This is a genomic window from Aeromonas sp. HMWF014, assembly GCF_963878295.1.
GTDB lineage: Bacteria > Pseudomonadota > Gammaproteobacteria > Enterobacterales > Aeromonadaceae > Aeromonas > Aeromonas popoffii.
In genome coordinates, this window is record NZ_CAWNYS010000131.1 from 1 (window position 1) to 2195 (window position 2195).

The window sequence follows — 2195 nt, forward strand, 5'->3', positions numbered from 1 at the left end:
GGGCTGGGGATCTCTTTCATCTCCCGCCTGGCGGTATCGGACAGGTTGCAGGCCGGTCGGCTGGTCGCCTTCTCCCTTGCCCGGCGGTTTCCCCGCCAGCTCTCCCTCATCTGGCATCGGCAAAAATACCACTCGGCCACCCTGCGCCGCTTCCTGCAGTTTTGCCGCGCACAAGAGGGTGCCCTGCCTCAACCTCAGGCGGCCACAGCAGGGTCACCAACGAGCAGATAGGGTGCTCGACGCCCCTCGCGCGCCAGCCTGTCTCTCGCCACTTCCCGCTCAAGCCGGCAAGCGATCAGATAAAAAGAGAGGGCGCTCCGGCGCCCTCTCTGCATAGCCATGATCACGAGCCGACTTGCAAGCCGCGCTCGACCCACCCCAGCACGTCTCTGGTCAGGGCCTGCGGCACCCAGGGGGAGTCGTTCAATCCCTGCCTGACACAGGCGGCGAAATGATCCGCCTCATGCTGCATGCCACCGCCTGCCACCGGCTCTGCTATGTCTCCCGGCCAGGCAGGCAAGGGATCGCCCGTGAGCCAGCGAACCTGTTGTGGGTTCCACCACTTGCCGACCAGTTGCAGGGCCCAGCCCTCGCCGCCCAGATACGCCGCCTTGTCGAGATCCTGGACGATGGAGGCATCCAGCTCGGCCGCAAGGGGGCCGGTAAAGGCAAAATGCACCGACTCATCCACCTCGCCCGTTTGGCGTACCAGACGCACCTCTGGCTCCCCCGCCGGGAGATCCCGCTGCAGGCAGATCGCGGCGTAGAGCCAGAGCGGATAGACACCCACATCCCAGGCGGCGCCCCCGGCCAGTGCGGGATCAAACAGCTTGCCGTCTCGCGCCTGTACCGAGCCGAAGGCCGCCCGCAGCCGGTTGGGTGCCGGCATGGCACTGAGCCGCTGGAGCAACGTGCGCATGGCGGGGAAGCACATAACCTTCATCGCCTCCATCAGCAGCAGGCCACGGACCTGGGCGAGCTGCACCAGCGCATCCCAATCAGCGACGTGAGTCACCGCCGGTTTTTCCACCAGCACGTGCTTGCCCGCCAGCAACATCTGCCTGATCAGGGCGGCATGCTCGGGATGGATCACCGCCACGTAGACAGCCTCCACCTCCGCACTTGCCGCCAGCGCCTGATAGCCATCATAGGCAAGGGGTAGCCCCTGCTCCTCGGCAAAGGCCCGGGCCCGCGCCTGATCACGGGCGGCGATCGCCACCACTTGCCCCAGGCTGGCATGTTCATTCACGTCCCGGCAGAAGCGACGGGCAATGGCCCCTGCTCCGGCAATGCCCCAGCGCAGTGGCGCCCCGCTCAGCCCCTCTGTTTGCATCCGTTCTGTCTCCTGCACGGGTTATGCCTTGGCCAGACTGCGCAGCCAGCGGATCTCGTCGCCCCAGATCGTCTCGTCGATGGTCTCCAGGATCAGCGGAATGCCGTCGAAGCGGTCGTCATTCATGATGTGGTGGAATACCGCCTCCCCCAGATTGCCCTGCTGCAGGCTGTGATGACGATCGACCCGGCTGCCGAAGGTGCACTTGGCGCCGTTGATGTGCATCCCCTTGAGATACTGGAAGCCGACGATGCGATCGAAATCGGCGAACACCTGGGCACAGGACTCAGGGGTGCGCAGATCGTAACCGGCGGCGAAGGCGTGGCAGGTATCGAAACAGACACCGACCCGACTCTTGTCCTCCACCCCGTCGATGAGGGTGGCCAGGTGTTCAAACGACCAGCCGAGGTTGGTGCCCTGCCCGGCGGTATTTTCGATCACCGCTGTTACCCCTTGGCTGCGTTCCAGCGCCCAGTTAATGGACTCGCTCACCAGTGTCAGGCTGGCCGCTTCCGGGATCTGTTTCAGGTGGCTGCCGGGGTGGAAATTGAGGTAGCAAAGCCCGAGCTGCTCGCAGCGCTTTATCTCATCGAGAAACGCATCGCGAGACTTGGCGAGTCCATCGGGATCGGGATGGCCCAGATTGATGAGATAGCTGTCATGGGGCAGGATCTGCTCGGGGCGAAAGCCGGCTTTCTCGCAGGCCAGCTTGAAGGCGCGAATGCTGGCCTCCGACAGCGGCGCGGCCTGCCACTGGCGCTGATTCTTGGTAAACAGGGCGAAGGCGTTTGCGCCGATAGCCTCTGCGCGGGCTATGGTGTTCTCCACCCCACCGGCGGCACTGACGTGGGCTCCGATATAT

Annotated in this window: 3 protein-coding genes; 1 reads left to right on the forward strand and 2 read right to left on the reverse strand. The window is 64.6% G+C overall.

The genetic code is table 11. The features are described 5' to 3' along the window. A partial coding sequence (locus AAC083_RS05200; RefSeq protein WP_258224609.1) for a LysR substrate-binding domain-containing protein occupies positions 1 to 231 on the forward strand: 231 nt, incomplete at its 5' end. A gap of 112 nt (positions 232 to 343) precedes the next feature. On the opposite strand, the gene AAC083_RS05205 is transcribed toward AAC083_RS05200, so the two are convergent. Together AAC083_RS05205 and nfo are read right to left on the reverse strand one after the other, a co-directional pair. Continuing rightward, positions 344 to 1333, reverse strand: coding sequence for a Gfo/Idh/MocA family protein (locus AAC083_RS05205; protein ID WP_108536023.1), 990 nt, complete (start codon positions 1331 to 1333; stop codon positions 344 to 346). A 21-nt stretch (positions 1334 to 1354) separates the two neighbouring features. Continuing rightward, on the reverse strand, positions 1355 to 2195 hold an 841-nt coding region (gene nfo, locus AAC083_RS05210), incomplete at its 5' end, for a deoxyribonuclease IV (protein WP_108536024.1).